Source organism: Bacillus sp. FSL R9-9410, assembly GCF_038050385.1.
In the GTDB taxonomy this organism is placed as follows: domain Bacteria; phylum Bacillota; class Bacilli; order Bacillales; family Bacillaceae_G; genus Bacillus_A; species Bacillus_A cereus_U.
In genome coordinates this window covers 4578858-4594609 of sequence record NZ_JBBOTV010000001.1, presented here as the reverse complement: position 1 = coordinate 4594609, position 15752 = coordinate 4578858, and the positions used below count along the sequence as shown (strand labels likewise).

Sequence of the window (15752 nt, the reverse complement as noted above, 5' to 3'; positions counted from 1 at the left end):
TTTGTTTAGAATATTCGTGATTTGAGGTGAGAGTATGAAAATTAGACGAAGTACAAGATTGGTCGATCTGACTTATTACTTGCTACAAAATCCTCGTCAGCTAGTTTCCCTCACTTTTTTTGCTGAAAGGTATCAATCGGCTAAATCTTCCATTAGTGAAGATCTAGTTATTATTAAGCAAACGTTTGAACAACAAGGGGTCGGCACATTGCAAACGATACCAGGAGCAGCAGGAGGAGTGAAATATATTCCCTATATAAGTGAAGAAGAGGCGAATCTGATTATTAATGAGCTTTGTAGCTTATTTGAAAAACCAGACCGTATTTTGCCTGGCGGTTACTTATATATGACGGATCTTTTAAGTAATCCTCGCCAGATTAATGGCGCAGGTCGTTTATTTGCTTCTGTTTTTGCTAGGCAACCAATTGATGCGGTTATGACGGTAGCGACAAAAGGAATTCCGCTTGCTTATGCAGTAGCGAACTACTTAGATGTACCGGTAGTAATTGCGAGAAAAGATAATAAGGTAACAGAAGGACCCACTGTTAGTATTAACTATGTATCAGGTTCCTCTAAGCGAATCCAAACGATGACTTTAGCAAAGCGTAGCCTTCCAGAAGGATCCAATGTTTTAATTATTGATGACTTTATGAAAGCTGGCGGAACCATTCAAGGCATGATGAGCATGCTAGAAGAGTTTAAAGCTAATGTTGTTGGAATTGGCGTATTAGTAGAGTCTACGGATATTGAAGAAAGACTTATTAATAACTTTGTATCATTAATTCGTCTGTCAGAAGTTGATGTGAAAGAAAAAGCGATTCAAGTGGAAAAGGGAAATTATTCACTTGCACCATTTGATAAAGGGCTTGTAGAGGCTGAGTAAAAAGGTAAAGCAGATAGCTTTACCTTTTTTTATTCCTATTTATAAATTACAAAATAGATGGACAAACTGCCTTTGGTACACTATTTTTAAAGAGTAAAAATAAATAATAAAAGGGTGAAAAGTATGAAAGTTGTTCAAACAAGCAAAGCACCACAGGCAATCGGACCATATTCACAAGGAATTATTGTAAATAATATGTTCTATAGTTCAGGACAAATTCCGTTAACGACAAGTGGAGAACTTGTAACAGGAGATGTAACAGTACAAACAGAGCAAGTATTTGAAAATTTACAAGCGGTATTAGCAGAAGCAGGTGCTTCATTTGATACAGTGGTAAAAACAACAGTATTCTTAAAGGATATGGATGATTTTAATGCTGTTAATGAAGTATACGGTTCTTATTTCTCTACTCATAAACCAGCGCGTTCTTGTGTACAAGTAGCAAAATTACCGAAAGATGTTTCTGTTGAAATTGAAGTAATTGCCCTAGTTAAGTAACTCTTTGTAAGCGATAACCTCTACTAATCCTTATATTCAACTAACTTAAAAATTTTTATCTTAAAAATTTTTAAAAAATTAAAGGGAAAATAGAAATTTTGTGGAATTTATACAAATATATCGCTTATTTAGAAAAGGGTGGTGAACACAAGATGGAAGTGACTGACGTAAGATTACGCCGCGTAAACACAGAAGGCCGCATGAGAGCAATTGCCTCTATTACTCTAGACCATGAATTTGTTGTTCATGATATTCGTGTAATTGATGGTAATAATGGATTATTTGTAGCAATGCCAAGTAAACGTACTCCAGATGGAGAATTCCGTGACATTGCACATCCAATTAATTCTAATACACGCTCTAAAATTCAAGATGCGGTTTTAACAGAGTATCATCGTTTAGGCGAGTTAGAAGAGGTTGAGTTTGAAGAAGCAGGCGCTTCGTAAAATTCGAATGAAAAGGGCTTTTGAAAGAAAGCCTTATAATTTTGTAGCAAACTCCTGTAAGCATTTACAGGAGTTTGTTTTTTTTTTTGAATAATACACGTTTCTAATTATAAAAATTCATATTTTGAAAAAATAAAGATGAAAAACTTCTAATTTTTTCAAAATCATTTAAAATAGTATAGCTTATTCCTTAAAAAAGATACTAAAGAGTAAAACATCTTATAAGAATTATGGTAAAATTTAATAGTTATAATGTGTTTCTTGAAATATATGATGATTTAGGATAATATCGTTAATGGATAAATAGGTTGCGATGGAGGGTCTATATGTCAAACAGATTTGCAGTGATTCTAGCTGCAGGTAAAGGCACACGTATGAAGTCCAAGCTATACAAAGTGCTGCATCCTGTATGTGGAAAACCAATGGTACAACATGTAGTCAATGAAGTATCTCAATTAGGATTGCAGAAACTTGTAACAGTCGTTGGACATGGTGCTGAAAAGGTACAAGAACAGCTAGGAAACGTAAGTGAGTTTGCATTACAAGCAGAACAACTTGGTACAGCTCATGCTGTCGATCAAGCTGCAAGTGTGCTTGCAAATGAAGAAGGAACAACTTTAGTTATTTGTGGTGATACACCTCTAATAACTGCTGAAACGATGGAAGCATTGCTTCAGCAACACGAAGAAGCGGGAGCAATGGCGACGGTACTAACAGCGTACATAGAAGAGCCTGCTGGATATGGCCGTATCGTTCGTAATGAGAATGGTCATGTTGAAAAGATTGTTGAGCATAAGGATGCAAATGAAAAAGAATTAGCTATTAAAGAAATCAATACAGGTACGTATTGTTTTGATAATAAAGCTTTATTTGCTTCACTTTCTAAAGTTTCAAATGATAATGTACAGGGCGAATATTACCTTCCGGACGTTATTGAAATTTTAAAAAATGAAGGTCATATTGTATCAGCTTATCAAACAGAGCACTTCGATGAAACGTTAGGTGTTAACGACAGAGTCGCTCTATCGCAAGCGGAAATTATTATGAAAAATCGTATCAACCGAAAGAACATGGTAAATGGTGTTACAATTATTGATCCAAGTAACACATACATTTCTGCGGATGCAATTATTGGTAGTGATACAGTTCTTCACCCAGGAACGGTTATTGAGGGTAACACTGTGATTGGTTCTGATTGTGAAATTGGACCGCATACAGTAATTCGCGATAGTGAAATTGGAGATCGTACGGTAATTCGTCAATCTACTGTACATGACAGCAAACTTGGTACAGAAGTATCGGTTGGTCCATTTGCACATATTCGCCCAGATTCAGTTATTGGAGATGAAGTGCGCGTTGGAAACTTCGTAGAAATCAAAAAAACTGTTTTTGGTAATAGAAGTAAAGCTTCACACTTAAGTTATATCGGGGATGCACAAGTTGGAGAAGACGTGAATCTTGGTTGTGGTTCAATTACGGTGAACTACGACGGCAAGAATAAATTTAAAACTGTAATTGGTAATGGGGTATTTATTGGATGTAATTCAAACCTTGTTGCTCCTGTAACAGTTGAAGATGGTGCTTATGTGGCAGCAGGCTCTACAATAACAGAGAATGTTCCATCAAAAGCATTATCAGTAGCACGTGCACGTCAAGTTAACAAAGAAGACTATGTTGATCAATTGCTGAATAAGAAAAAATCATAATGTGGAGGGTTAATCTAGATGTCGACTCAATATCTAAATTCTAATTTGAAAGTATTCTCTTTAAACTCTAATAAGGAACTTGCTGAGCAAATCGCAAAGCATATTGGAGTAGGACTAGGAAAATGTTCTGTTGATCGTTTTAGTGATGGAGAAGTTCAAATTAACATTGAAGAAAGTATCCGTGGTTGCGATGTATTCATTATTCAATCTACAAGCTTCCCAGTAAACGAACATATCATGGAATTACTTATTATGATTGATGCATTGAAACGTGCATCTGCAAAAACAATTAATATCGTTATTCCTTACTATGGTTATGCGCGTCAAGACCGTAAAGCGCGTTCTCGTGAACCAATTACATCGAAACTTGTAGCAAACTTGCTTGAAACAGCAGGTGCAACTCGTGTAATCACTCTAGATTTACATGCTCCACAAATTCAAGGATTCTTTGATATCCCGATCGACCACTTAATGGGTGTACCGATTCTTTCAGATTACTTTGAAGCAAAAGGCCTTAAAGATATCGTAATCGTATCTCCTGATCACGGTGGTGTAACGCGTGCTAGAAAAATGGCGGATCGCCTAAAAGCGCCAATCGCTATTATTGATAAGCGTCGTCCTCGTCCGAATGTATCAGAGGTAATGAACATTATCGGTAACATCGAAGGTAAAACAGCAATTTTAATTGATGACATCATTGATACAGCTGGTACAATTACATTAGCGGCAAACGCTCTTGTTGAGAACGGTGCTTCTGAAGTATATGCTTGCTGTACACACCCAGTATTATCTGGCCCAGCAATTGAGCGTATTCAAAATTCGAATATTAAAGAGTTAGTTGTAACGAACTCTATTGTATTACCAGAAGAGAAGAAAATTGACAAAGTACATGAACTTTCAGTTGCTCCATTAATCGGAGAAGCAATCATTCGTGTATACGAAGAAGAATCTGTAAGTGTATTATTCAATTAATTGGATAGAATGAGACGTAACCAAGCTTGGTTACGTCTTTTCGTATCGAAAAAAGAAAGTAGTGGTACAAGAATGAAATTAATAGTAGGACTTGGGAACCCAGGTAGAGAATATGAATTAACAAGGCATAATATTGGATTTATGGCGATCGATGAACTTGCAAAGCGTTGGAGTATTTCTTTGAATGAACAAAAGTTTAAAGGAGTATTTGGCGCAGGCTTTGTTAATGGGGAAAAAGTAATCTTACTAAAGCCACTTACATATATGAATTTATCTGGGGAAAGTATCCGTCCGCTCATGGATTATTATAAAATTGATGTTGAGGACTTCATTGTTATGTACGATGATTTAGATATTCCTGTAGGTAAGTTACGTCTTCGCATGAAAGGTAGTGCGGGTGGACATAATGGTGTGAAATCAACAATTTCACATTTAGGAACACAAGAATTTCAACGTATACGTATGGGAATCGATCGTCCGAAAAATGGGATAAAAGTAGTGGATTACGTATTAGGACGTTTTACATCTGAAGAAATATCTGGCGTTAATCAATCCATTGAAAATGCAGCAGATGCATGTGAGGAATGGTTAAATAAACCTTTTCTCCAAATCATGAATACTTTTAATAGTTAAGCGCACAATCTGGAATATTTTATTTTGTTTTATCCCATACTAGTAGCAATTGGATATTTAGGAGGCTAGTATGGAAGGTTATTATTACTGTAGACATTGCGGAAGTAATGTGGGCTCCATTATCGCAGAAAAAGTACATAGCGACGTTTTGTTTCAACTAACAGAGCAAGAAGTAGTGGATATGATTCATTTTCATGAGAATGGAAATATATATATAAAAACGATTTGTGAATCGTGTCAAGAAACGCTCGCATCTTATCCTGAGTATTATGAATATGAAAAATTTCTGCAATAAAATGTTGTCGCTTTGGCATGTCCAAAGCATTTTTCTGTTTTCTTTTTCCAAAATATTTGCATAAAATATAGTAACTTGCTCTTTATGTTGAGAGGAGTTTTGAAAATGATAGGTTTATTAGAGCAATTTTATAAAAATGAAGAAATACAATCGGTTATTAATGGGCTAGAAGATGGGTTGAAAGAACAACTTGTATCGGGTATGGCAACATCCTCTCGTTCATTATTAATCGCAGCTTTATATAAAAAAACAAAGCAATCACAACTTATTGTGACGCACAATTTATACCAAGCACAAAAAGTACATGAAGATTTAGTGGCGTTACTTGGTGAAAAGGATGTTTGGCTATATCCGGTAAATGAATTGATAGCATCGGAAGTTGGTGTTGCAAGTCCAGAATTGAAGGCGCAGCGTATTGAAGTGTTAAATCGCTTAGCTGCGGGAGAGAATGGGATTATTGTAGCGCCAGTTGCAGGGCTGCGTAGGTTTTTACCAATAAAAGAATTATGGAAGCAAAGGCAAATTGAAATCAATCTAGGGCAAGAGATTGATTTAGATGCGCTCTTGCATACCTTACATCATATTGGCTACGAGCGTAAGTCGATGGTAGAAGCTCCAGGAGAGTTTAGTTTGCGCGGGGGAATATTAGATATTTACCCATTAACTGAAGAATTACCATTTCGTATTGAATTCTTTGATACACAGGTTGATTCTATTCGATTATTTGATGTGGAAGAACAGCGCTCTCAAGATAAAAGGGAAAGTGTTCGGTTTGGTCCGGCAACAGAGTTTTTATTTTCACAGGAAGAATTGAAATCGGGAATTAAGCATCTTGAAGAAGGTTTGACTAAGACGATGCAAAAGCTTTCCGATGATAAATTAAAGACTGCTGTACTTGAGACGGTTAGTCATGAAATTGAAATGTTGAAAAACGGGCAAAGTATAGAACAAATGTTTAAATATTTATCTATTTTCTATAAAGAACCTGCTAGTCTGATAGATTATTTACCAGAAAACGGTGTTGTAATTTTAGATGAGATTTCCCGTATTCAAGAAACAGCATCACATCTTGAAACAGAAGAAGCGGAATGGTATATCTCACTTCTTGGCGAAGGAACAATTATTCAGGATTTATCTTTCTCCCACTCATTTGAGGAGTTTCTTCATAATAAAAAAAGAAGTTTTGTATATTTAACGTTATTCTTACGCCATATAGCACACACACATCCTCAAAACATTGTGAATGTGACATGTAAAACGATGCAAGATTTCCACGGACAGATGCAGTTGTTAAAAACTGAAATTGATAGATGGAATGAAGGGCATTTTACGACCGTTGTGCTTGGAACAGATGATGAACGTGTAAAAAAACTACAACATATTTTAAGTGATTATGATATTGATGCAGACATTGTAGAGGCCACAGATGTCTTATTGCCTGGAAGGTTACAAATTGCTGTAGGTGATTTACATGCAGGCTTTGAAATGCCGATGCAAAAGTTTGTTGTCATTACTGAAAAAGAGCTTTTTCATAAGAAGGTTAAAAAATCACAACGTAAGCAAAAGTTATCTAACGCTGAACGTATTAAAAGTTATTCGGAATTAAAAGTTGGAGACCATGTAGTTCATGTAAATCATGGTATAGGTAAATTTTTAGGTATTGAGACATTAGAGATTAATGGTGTTCATAAAGATTATTTAAATATTAAATATCAAGGTAATGATAAGTTATACGTTCCAATTGAACAAATTGATCAAGTGCAAAAATACGTAGGGTCTGAAGGTAAGGATCCAAAAGTTTATAAATTAGGCGGAAATGATTGGAAGAAGGTCAAAACGAAAGTTGAAAAATCTGTACAAGACATTGCAGATGACCTAATTAAATTATATGCCGAGCGTGAAGCTTCGAAAGGTTATGCATATACACCAGATACGGCAGAACAACAGGAATTTGAATCTTCTTTCCCATATCAAGAGACAGAGGATCAATTACGTTCTATTGAAGAGATTAAGAAAGATATGGAACGCGGACGTCCGATGGATAGGCTTCTTTGTGGCGACGTAGGATATGGAAAGACTGAAGTAGCTATTCGTGCGGCATTTAAAGCAATTATGGATGAAAAACAAGTTGCGATTTTAGTACCGACAACAATCCTTGCACAACAACACTATGAAACAATTCGAGAGCGTTTTCAAGATTACCCGATTAATATAGGGTTATTAAGTAGATTCCGCACACGAAAACAACAAAATGAAACGATTAAAGGTTTAAAAGATGGAACGGTGGATATTGTAATCGGAACGCATCGTATTTTATCTAAAGATGTTACGTATAAAGATTTAGGACTTCTTATTATTGATGAAGAACAAAGATTCGGCGTTACACATAAAGAAAAAATTAAACAATTGAAAGCAAATGTTGACGTGTTAACATTAACGGCAACTCCGATTCCACGTACACTCCATATGTCTATGCTTGGTGTGCGCGATTTATCTGTTATTGAGACACCACCAGAGAATCGTTTCCCAGTACAAACATATGTAGTAGAGTATAATCCAGCGTTAATGCGAGAAGCAATAGAGCGAGAGTTGGCAAGAGGCGGTCAAATTTACTTCCTATATAACCGTGTGGAGGATATTGAAAGAAAAGCAGATGAAATTTCGATGTTAGTTCCAGATGCTCGTGTAACATACGCACATGGGAAAATGAATGAAGGTGAATTAGAGTCTGTTATGCTATCGTTTTTAGAAGGGCAGCATGATGTTCTTGTAAGTACAACAATTATCGAGACGGGTGTAGATATTCCGAATGTAAATACATTAATTGTATTTGATGCAGATCGTATGGGATTATCGCAGTTGTATCAGCTTCGTGGGCGTGTTGGACGTTCTAATCGCGTCGCGTATGCCTACTTTGCATACAAACGTGATAAAGTGTTATCGGAAGTTGCAGAGAGGCGTCTGCAGGCAATTAAAGAGTTTACAGAGCTTGGATCTGGTTTCAAAATTGCGATGAGAGACTTATCAATTCGTGGTGCGGGTAATTTGTTAGGGGCAGAACAACATGGATTTATTGATTCTGTCGGATTTGATCTATATTCTCAAATGTTAAAAGATGCAATTGAGCAACGTAGAGGGACAGATGGAGTTGAAAATACCGTTAATGTTGAAATTGATTTAGAAGTAGACGCATATTTACCGGATGCGTATATTTCAGATAGTAAACAAAAAATTATGATGTATAAACAATTTAGAGGTATTTCTGCAATTGAAGATATTGAAGAGTTGCAGGAAGAGATGATCGACAGGTTTGGTGATTATCCACAAGAAGTTGGTTATTTATTACAAATTGCAAACATTAAAGTGTTGGCGATGAAAGAACAAATTGAGTTAATTAAGCAAAATAAGTTTGAAGTAACATTCCTGTTTTCTGAACAAGCGAGCCAAAATATAGATGGTGGAAAATTATTCATGCTAGGAAGTAGTTTTGGTCGTATGATCGGTCTTGGTATGGAGGGGTCACAATTGAAAATTGTGATGAAAACGAATGGATTAGAGACATCGAAATGGTTAACAATTGCTGAAAATTTATTAAAAGGCTTACCAGATGTAAAAAAAGAAGTAATAAATGCCTAATATAAGATAAAAAATACAATTCGACGTGCATAGAAGAACTAATGTGTAAAATACTATGTTTAATAGTTGGTGATTTTTACATGAACAGGTAAATTCACCACTTTGATCATCAGTAGAAAGTGAGGCAGCATAGAATGAAAGCAACTGGAATCGTACGTCGAATTGATGATTTAGGCAGGGTAGTAATCCCAAAGGAAATTCGTAGAACTTTACGTATTCGAGAAGGGGACCCACTAGAAATATTTGTTGATCGCGATGGAGAAGTCATTTTAAAGAAATATTCTCCGATTAGTGAACTAGGTAATTTTGCAAAAGAATATACGGAAGCTTTATATGATAGCTTAGGACATAATGTGCTTGTATGCGATCGTGATTCTATTATCGCAGTAGCAGGCGCATCTAAAAAAGAATACTTAAATAAAAGTGTTGGCGATTTAATTGAGAAGACAATGGAAGAGCGCAAGTCTGTAATTATGACAGATGAAAGTGAAATTTCAATTATTGATGGAGTAACAGAAAAAGTCAGCTCCTATACAATTGGCTCGATTGTTGCGAATGGGGATCCAATTGGGGCTGTTATTATCTTCTCTAAAGAAGCTATTATAAGTGAAGTAGAGCATAAGTCAGTAAATACAGCTGCAAGTTTTTTAGCGAAACAAATGGAGCAGTAGTGAAGTGTAATTTCTATAAGTAGCAATCTTTCCTAATTATGATATTTCTATTTGAGAAATTAACTATTTGGAGATATAAGCATTGAATGAAGGTAGCGCTTTGCTACCTTTTTTCATTGAGTATTTTTGCTGTTGAAAGAAGTCAGTGAATGTAAGGAATATGAAGGAGAGACAGTTTTTCTTTGTGATATAATACGAGGGGTGAGAATAGAAAAAGGAGTTTTCTTGTATGGAAGCGAAGAAGTACCAAGCCTTTTGGCGTGGGGCTATTATATTAACAATCGCAAGTTTTGTTACAAAGGTATTAAGCGCTTTTTACCGTATTCCATATCAAAATATAGCGGGTGATGTTGGTTTTTATATTTACCAACAAATTTATCCATTTTATGGATTTTGTTTAATTTTAGCCACTTATGGGTTTCCCATTATTATTTCAAAAATGGTCGCAGAAAGATTAGAACGAGGAAAACAAAAAGAAGCAGAAGAAATTATTTGTGTATCTTTTTGGTTTTTATTAGGAATTGGATTTATAGGGTTTTTCACATTATTCTTTGGGGCCGAAACAATTGCATCGGCTATGGGTGATATACATTTAGATAAATTATTACGTGTTATTTCGTTTTCATTCCTACTAATGCCATTTTTATCTGTAGCGAGAGGATATTTTCAAGGATTCAATAATATGATGCCGACGGCTGTTTCGCAAGTAATTGAACAAACGATTCGTGTTTCTATCATTGTATTTTTATCACTATTCCTTATTGCTCATGGATTTGATTTATATACAGTTGGTGCGGGTGCTATGCTAGGTTCAATTGCAGGCGGGCTTATTGGGATTATCGTACTTTTATTTTATATGCGTCATGATTTCCATGCTATTTTCTTTAAAAGTTGGAAGAGAATTGGAGATAAAAAAAGGATTATTCGAATCCTTTTTTGGCAGGGATTAGCGATTTGTGTTAGTAATTTAGTCCTTATTTTTATACAAATGGCGGATTCTATTTCCTTTTATACTTTGCTTATTCGCGCGGGAGAGCAAGTTGAAAATGCAAAGGTACTAAAAGGTGTTTATGATAGAAGTATCCCGCTTATGCAATTAGGTACTGTTGTGACAACTTCTTTCTCATTGTCACTTATTCCTATTATTACAGCGGCGAAAGAAAGAGGAGATCTTTCATTTATTCAAGAAAAGGTAAAGTTAGCAATGAAAATAACATTTGTTATTGGATTTGCAGCTGCTATTGGATTAACTTGTATTATTCAACCTACAAATATTATGTTGTTTGAAAATAGTGATGGATCAGATGTGTTATCGATTTTATCTTTATCTATTTTATTTAGTTCATTGTCAATTACAACTGCTTCTATTTTACAAGGAGTGGGACAAACATTAAAACCAGCAATATTCGTTGTATTTGGAGGTAGTTTAAAGCTAGCTTTAAACTATATATTAATGCCGTATTTTGGTGTGAAGGGAGCTGCAATTGCAACTTTAGTTGCGCTTATTGTAATTGCCTTGCTAAATAGTGTGTTGCTTATGCGAGCTGTATCGGAGCCGCTTATTGATAGGCGGAATATGTTAGGTGTGGTTATTAGTGGTATCGGTATGGGGTTTGTATTAATAATCTTTATGCGTATGTTGCGAATGTCTGGATTAGTAATTGATACAGGACATAGAGGAATTGCGACGGTTGAAGCGCTGTTAGGTGTAGCTATCGGCGGATTAGCATATATGTTTTTAATTTTAAAATTACGTGTATTTACAAAAGAAGAATTAGGAACCGTTATGAAACAAGAGAAAAAAGAAGGTTCATTGAAGAAGAGTGGATAGAGGTGACTGGTTGTGAGTGGAATTATTACTATTTTAGGATTAGGTGCTGGTGAGTTAGATCAGTTAACGATGGGCGTATATCGAAAGATAAAAGAAGCGGATCATATGTTTGTTAGAACGAAGGAACACCCAGTTATAGAAGAATTGGAGCAAGAAGGTATAAAATATACAGCTTTTGACGAGGTATACGAAGCGCATGATACCTTTGAAATCGTATATGAAACAATCGCGAATAGGTTGTTAGAACAAGCGAAAGGTACAGAAATTATTTATGCAGTTCCTGGTCATCCGCTTGTAGCAGAAAGAACCGTTCAGCTACTTTTGGAAAAAGGAGAAGTAGCAAATATTGAAGTGCGACTTGAAGGTGGACAAAGTTTCCTTGATCCGATGTTTGCGAGCCTAAAGATTGATCCGATTGAAGGATTCCAATTAATTGATGCTACATCATTTGAAAGAGGACAATTAGAATTACGTCAACATTTAATCTTTTGCCAAGTGTATGATGCGTTCGTTGCTTCAGATGTGAAACTGATGTTAATGGAGATGTTGCCAGATGATTATGAAGTGTATATCGTAACAGCTGCAGGAACTTCATTTGAGCAAGTAAAAAAGGTACCGTTATACATGTTAGATCATGAAACGGAGTTAAATAATTTAACGAGTGTATATGTACCCCCGGTTAAGGAACGTGCGTCTTTGTATCAGCAGTTTGATGTGCTTAGAGGAATTATTGCGGAACTGCGTGGACCGAATGGTTGCCCGTGGGATAAAAAACAAACTCATCAATCTTTAAAGAAATACTTAATTGAAGAAGCATATGAAGTGCTAGAAGCAATTGATGAAGAGGATGATGATCATTTAGTAGAAGAACTGGGTGATATATTATTACAAGTTATGCTTCATGCTCAAATTGGAGAGGATGAAGGTTGGTTCTCTATAGATGATATTATTCGGACTTTAGCTGAGAAAATGGTTCGTCGTCATCCGCATGTGTTTGAGAATACGGATGTAAATAATGCTGATGAAGTGATTGCAAATTGGGAAGAAATTAAAAAACAAGAAAAGGGATTCGTGAAAGAGTCTGTTTTAGCGGGTATTCCAAAAAGCTTGCCACAGCTAATGCGTGCTTATGAAATTCAGAAGAAAGCTGGAAAGGTTGGATTTGATTGGGTTGATGTGCAGCCGATGATAGAGAAGGCCTTAGAAGAATGGCAAGAATTCCAACAAGAAGTTGTAAACATGGATGAGAAAAAGATGCTAGGTGAATTTGGTGATTTACTATTTGCATTTGTTAATATAGCTCGTCATTATAAATTAGATCCAGAAGAAGCGTTACGTTCAACTAATGAGAAATTTATGGCTCGCTTTTTATACATGGAAGCAAAAGTAGCTGAAATGAATAAGGAAATGCAAGATTTATCATTAGAACAGTTAGATATTTTATGGGAAGAGGCAAAACAAACAGAGTGTTAATAGGGGGATTTGATATGCGTCTAGATAAATTTTTGAAAGTATCACGTTTAATTAAAAGAAGAACATTAGCAAAAGAAGTGTCTGACCAAGGAAGAATTTCGATTAATGGCCAAGTGGCAAAAGCAAGTTCAGATGTGAAGGTAGAGGATGAATTAACAATTCGTTTCGGGCAAAAAATAGTAACTGTGAAAGTAAATGAATTGAAAGAAACAACTAAAAAAGAAGATGCAGCAAACATGTATAGTCTCGTTCGTGAGGAAAAAGTGAAAGCGGAAGAAGGCTTGTTCTAAAATAGGTTAGCCCTTCATACATTACTATTAGCTAGTATAAAGCTATGGGGGGATTTTCGTGAATAATGGTTACTCACCTATGTCTTCTAATCAACAAAATGTTTCTGTAGAGCATGATATTATCATGCGTGGCAGACGTGTAATCGATATTACTGGTGTAAAGCAAGTAGAGAGTTTTGATAGCGAAGAGTTTTTACTTGAGACTGTAATGGGTTTTTTAACAATTCGTGGTCAAAATTTGCAAATGAAGAATTTAGATGTAGAAAAGGGTGTTGTATCAATTAAAGGGAAAGTTCATGAAATGCTGTATATTGATGAGAACCAAGGGGAGAAAACTAAAGGCTTCTTTAGTAAGTTGTTTAAATGAGCCTAACAATTCAGTTGTATACAATGCTTTCAATGATTGGAATGGGTGCTTGGATTGGTGCTTCTTTAGATACATACCAACGGTTTTTAAAACGCCAAGAGCGTAAACGTTGGCTTGTATTTATACATGATATACTATTTTGGATTGTCCAAGCATTATTCGTTTTTTATGTATTACTGCGTGTAAATGAAGCCGAACTACGTATATATGTATTTTTGGCGTTACTATGTGGTTTTGCAGCATATCAAAGCTTATTGAAAGCACTATACATGAAGATGTTAAATTTTCTCATCTATATTTTTGTACAAACAACACAATTTTTTGTTCGAATTATACAGCTACTCATGATAAAACCTGTTATTATTATAGCACAGCTATTTATTGCATTTATATTATTCTTATTTCGTATACTGCTTTCAATTGGACATGTGTTATGGAAAATGGTGATTTGGATATTACTTTTCATATGGAAAGTTTTTTTCTCGCCTGTTCGGTTTATTGCTTCGCTCATATGGAAACTTCTCCCTAATCGTGTTAAACTTTTTATAATGAAGCATGTAGGGTTCCTGCAATATGTAGCAAAATTGAAGGGACATATCTTCCAATTATGGGTGCGTATAAAAAAGAAGTTAGGGGGACCTCGGAAATGAGGGAACTGAGACAAAGAACAATCGAAAAACAAAGTCCAAATCCTGTTAAAGAACATATAATACAAACGGATGAGAACAGGAAGCGACTTTATCGCCGTTTAGCGGTTTTTCTTGTCTTTGCTTTTACAATTATTGCTAGTATTAGTGTGACGTTTTATCAACAAAACAGTTCCATTAAAGCAAAAGAAGCGAAAGTTAAGGACATGAAAAAAGAACTGGATTCATTAACGAAAAAAGAAAAGAATCTAAAAGATGAAGTTCAAAAGTTGAATGATGAAGAGTACGTTTTAAAGATTGCTAGAAGGGATTATTTCTTCTCCGGAAAAGGGGAGATAATTTTTCCTGTTTCTAAGTAGAGTATGTCTTATTGACACTGTATTTTAGGATTATATATAATAAAGTAAAATTTGACTTTTTAACCACTAAGGAGGAGCATTTTTTTTATGTCAATCGAGGTAGGCAGCAAGTTACAGGGTAAAGTAACAGGTATTACAAATTTTGGGGCTTTTGTTGAGCTGCCAGAAGGCTTAACAGGTCTTGTTCATATTAGTGAAGTTGCTGATAATTATGTGAAAGATATTAACGATCACTTAAAAGTAGGCGACCAAGTAGAAGTAAAAGTTATCAATGTTGAAAAAGATGGCAAAATTGGCCTATCTATTAAGAAAGCGAAAGAACGTGAAAAAACAGAAGGAGATCGTCCACGTGGTGAATACCAACGTGGTGGTGGTGATCAACAACGTTCTGGACGTCCACAACGTAATAATAATCGTTCTTCCAACAGAGATAACCGCGGTGGCGGTAACGAACGAGCTCCAAAAGAAACATTTGAGCAAAAGATGGCACGCTTTTTAAAAGATAGTGAAGATCGTTTAACTTCTTTAAAGCGTAACACAGAATCTAAACGTGGTGGCCGTGGCGCACGTCGCGGATAATAAGTCCGTTTAATTCTTAACATATAGAGAGGTACCCAGAGTGATTACTCGGGTACTTTTTTATGTGAGAGAATATATTTTAAAAAAGTTTTTGAGATGTGTTGACTTTAAAACGTATCTGATGTAAGATACTAATTGTCCGTTAAATACGACGACATGGCGGTGTAGCTCAGCTGGCTAGAGCGTACGGTTCATACCCGTGAGGTCGGGGGTTCGATCCCCTCCGCCGCTATATTTAATTTAACGGCCCGTTGGTCAAGTGGTTAAGACACCGCCCTTTCACGGCGGTAACACGGGTTCGAATCCCGTACGGGTCATCTAAAAAGATCATGCAAATTTGCATGATCTTTTTTTGTTAAATATAAATTAAGACGTACAATACTTCTACAAAATCACCCTATATTTTCTGAACATTCTTTCAACTCGCTTTAAATAAATTAAATACTATGTATATATGTAGATTTAT

General features: G+C 35.6%; 16 protein-coding genes and 2 tRNA genes. All 18 read left to right on the top strand.

The genetic code is table 11. The annotated features are described in order from the left end of the window. Nucleotides 1-34 precede the first annotated feature (34 nt). The 18 genes from purR to MKX77_RS23745 all read left to right on the top strand — a co-directional run bounded on the left by purR (nt 35) and on the right by MKX77_RS23745 (nt 15603). Entirely contained in the window at nt 35-883 is an 849-nt protein-coding gene (gene purR / locus MKX77_RS23830) for a pur operon repressor (RefSeq protein ID WP_002159635.1), read from the top strand. A 123-nt stretch (nt 884-1006) separates the two neighbouring features. Further along, nucleotides 1007-1381, top strand: coding sequence for a RidA family protein (locus MKX77_RS23825; RefSeq protein WP_341307914.1), 375 nt, complete (start codon nt 1007-1009; stop codon nt 1379-1381). A gap of 152 nt (nt 1382-1533) precedes the next feature. Next, on the top strand, nt 1534-1827 hold the full coding sequence (spoVG, locus tag MKX77_RS23820; protein WP_000454042.1) for a septation regulator SpoVG: 294 nt from the start codon (nt 1534-1536) through the stop codon (nt 1825-1827). Nucleotides 1828-2153: 326 nt separating this feature from the next. Next, nucleotides 2154-3533 (top strand): bifunctional UDP-N-acetylglucosamine diphosphorylase/glucosamine-1-phosphate N-acetyltransferase GlmU, encoded by a 1380-nt coding sequence (gene glmU / locus MKX77_RS23815; protein WP_002091584.1) that lies wholly within the window; start codon nt 2154-2156, stop codon nt 3531-3533. Nucleotides 3534-3551: 18 nt separating this feature from the next. After that, entirely contained in the window at nt 3552-4505 is a 954-nt protein-coding gene (locus MKX77_RS23810) for a ribose-phosphate diphosphokinase (protein ID WP_002091580.1), read from the top strand. Nucleotides 4506-4577: 72 nt separating this feature from the next. Next, nucleotides 4578-5138, top strand: coding sequence for an aminoacyl-tRNA hydrolase (pth, locus tag MKX77_RS23805; RefSeq protein WP_087943057.1), 561 nt, complete (start codon nt 4578-4580; stop codon nt 5136-5138). 70 nt (nt 5139-5208) lie between these two features. After that, nucleotides 5209-5433, top strand: coding sequence for an anti-sigma-F factor Fin family protein (locus MKX77_RS23800; RefSeq protein ID WP_215554938.1), 225 nt, complete (start codon nt 5209-5211; stop codon nt 5431-5433). Between the two features lie 105 nt (nt 5434-5538). Next, nucleotides 5539-9069, top strand: a complete 3531-nt coding sequence (gene mfd, locus MKX77_RS23795) for a transcription-repair coupling factor (RefSeq protein ID WP_341307913.1) — start codon at nt 5539-5541, stop codon at nt 9067-9069. 134 nt (nt 9070-9203) lie between these two features. Continuing rightward, nucleotides 9204-9740, top strand: coding sequence for a stage V sporulation protein T (gene spoVT / locus MKX77_RS23790; protein ID WP_215554940.1), 537 nt, complete (start codon nt 9204-9206; stop codon nt 9738-9740). A gap of 229 nt (nt 9741-9969) precedes the next feature. Continuing rightward, on the top strand, nt 9970-11571 hold the full coding sequence (locus MKX77_RS23785) for a putative polysaccharide biosynthesis protein (RefSeq protein ID WP_341307912.1): 1602 nt from the start codon (nt 9970-9972) through the stop codon (nt 11569-11571). A gap of 12 nt (nt 11572-11583) precedes the next feature. Continuing rightward, nucleotides 11584-13044 (top strand): nucleoside triphosphate pyrophosphohydrolase, encoded by a 1461-nt coding sequence (gene mazG, locus MKX77_RS23780; protein ID WP_341307911.1) that lies wholly within the window; start codon nt 11584-11586, stop codon nt 13042-13044. A 14-nt stretch (nt 13045-13058) separates the two neighbouring features. After that, the gene (locus MKX77_RS23775; protein WP_002009677.1) at nt 13059-13334 is read left to right on the top strand and encodes an RNA-binding S4 domain-containing protein; all 276 of its coding nucleotides are present in this window, start codon (nt 13059-13061) and stop codon (nt 13332-13334) included. 58 nt (nt 13335-13392) lie between these two features. Next, nucleotides 13393-13701, top strand: coding sequence for a sporulation protein YabP (gene yabP / locus MKX77_RS23770; protein ID WP_001059101.1), 309 nt, complete (start codon nt 13393-13395; stop codon nt 13699-13701). Beyond that, the gene (yabQ, locus tag MKX77_RS23765) at nt 13698-14351 is read left to right on the top strand and encodes a spore cortex biosynthesis protein YabQ (protein ID WP_002091573.1); all 654 of its coding nucleotides are present in this window, start codon (nt 13698-13700) and stop codon (nt 14349-14351) included. The genes yabP and yabQ overlap by 4 nt, the downstream gene beginning before the upstream one ends. Continuing rightward, nucleotides 14348-14707 (top strand): cell division protein DivIC, encoded by a 360-nt coding sequence (gene divIC, locus MKX77_RS23760; protein ID WP_002124547.1) that lies wholly within the window; start codon nt 14348-14350, stop codon nt 14705-14707. The genes yabQ and divIC overlap by 4 nt, the downstream gene beginning before the upstream one ends. 87 nt (nt 14708-14794) lie before the next feature. After that, entirely contained in the window at nt 14795-15286 is a 492-nt protein-coding gene (locus tag MKX77_RS23755; RefSeq protein ID WP_215554943.1) for a S1 domain-containing RNA-binding protein, read from the top strand. A gap of 158 nt (nt 15287-15444) precedes the next feature. Then, a tRNA-Met gene (locus MKX77_RS23750) sits at nt 15445-15518 on the top strand. A 13-nt stretch (nt 15519-15531) separates the two neighbouring features. Then, nucleotides 15532-15603, top strand: a tRNA-Glu gene (locus tag MKX77_RS23745). The last annotated feature ends 149 nt before the right edge of the window (nt 15604-15752 follow it).